Annotated in this window: 1 protein-coding gene; it reads right to left on the reverse strand. The window is 31.3% G+C overall.

All coding sequences use genetic code 11. The features are described 5' to 3' along the window. Position 1 precedes the first annotated feature (1 nt). The coding region (locus tag AJ886_RS03790; RefSeq protein ID WP_148124024.1) for an autotransporter outer membrane beta-barrel domain-containing protein at positions 2-1,504 on the reverse strand (1,503 nt) is incomplete at its 5' end.

Below are 1,504 nucleotides of genomic sequence, written 5' to 3' on the forward strand. Positions count from 1 at the left end.
ATTACCAAAGATAATTAAACTGAGCAAATCCTGTATGGGTATTGCCATCTTTATCAAACATTCCATTATAGTTTAAACTAAAATAGAAAGCTTCATTAACAGGAACGATAAAAGAAGTACTTACAAATTTTTGTATTCTTGGTAAATAAAACTCATCACTTACTTTTACACTTCCAAATCTAGCCTCAGCTTGTGTTTTAGGATTGATATTAAACTTAGCTCCAAGTTCTACTGAAGTTTTTAAATTAGGCAACCAATCTCTAAACCAAGTAAAGCTTGTTTTAGTAGAGAAAAGATTTAAATAGTTTGCATAGGTTCTTTCTCCACCTTTAACTGTTGCTTGTCCTATAGTATCTTTCATAGAAAAAGCTTCAGTATAGCCTCCTTCATAAGCAAGACCTATTTCAGGGGAGAATATATCTTTATCTTTAATAAAATTCATACCTAAGGCTGTATTGACTCCATAAGCATAAGAATTAGGTTCAGCTTTAGCTTCATTATTTCCTATTTTTTTAGTTAAATCATTTTTAATCAAAGCAGCTTTACCTTGAGCTTTGATATAAACTTCTTGACCTTTTTCTGTAGTAAATAAGGTATTAAAGTATTTTAAACCTGCATAATAGGTTCTATTATTAATATCAAAATAAGTTGAACCCATTTTTGTATCTTCATAACCTGCATACACACCATATATTCCACTGTCTTTTAAAGTAGAATAACCTATAATGGTTCCTTTAGTGTGTCCTTTACTTTCTTCATTTAAAGAAAGTTCAACATTCTGTGAAGAAGCATAAGGAAGGATGAATAAAGAATGTTCTTTATTAGAACCATAGCTTCCATTATTTAAATCACTCTTTATATAATCACTTGCATCCGCATATAAATTACCCTTTTCAGACATAGCAATGCTTTGAGACTTACTTGAAGAAGCTAAAGCAAAGCTTTGCATAGAATTACCCATAACATTGTCTATAAAGGTAGATCTTCTTGAAGTAGTAGAGATTAAAGATCTAAAGGTTGCACCTGATATGGAAGCATTAAGATTAAAATCTGTAGTAAGCTTTCCTGTTATTGGATCAAAGCTTAAAGATATTTCTCCACCTCCATTGGTTCCTATATTGCCAATATTGCCTTGATTAACACCTGAGATGATATTGTTTATATTACCTAATTCTTCAAGATTAACATTGCTTTGATCTACAGTGATGTTTTCTACTTTTACATTATCTTTACCACTTCCACCTACAACCACAGTGTCTAATTTACCTGTTTCTTTATCTGTAGAAACAACCCAATCTTTAATTCCAACACTACCACTACCATTGTTAGTTACTGTATTACCATCTTTATCTTTACCTACTGAGCCTTGGTTGGAAATAACTAAATCAGCATTACCATTATTTGTAATACCTCCACCTATGGTTGCACCTTCTCCATTGGAAATTTCAAGTTTATTATCACTATTGTTAGTGATGGAACCACTTATACCTGTATCAGAAGTAGA

Origin of the sequence: Campylobacter sp. BCW_6465, from assembly GCF_001762815.1 — a bacterium.
In the GTDB taxonomy this organism is placed as follows: Bacteria; Campylobacterota; Campylobacteria; order Campylobacterales; family Campylobacteraceae; genus Campylobacter_D; species Campylobacter_D jejuni.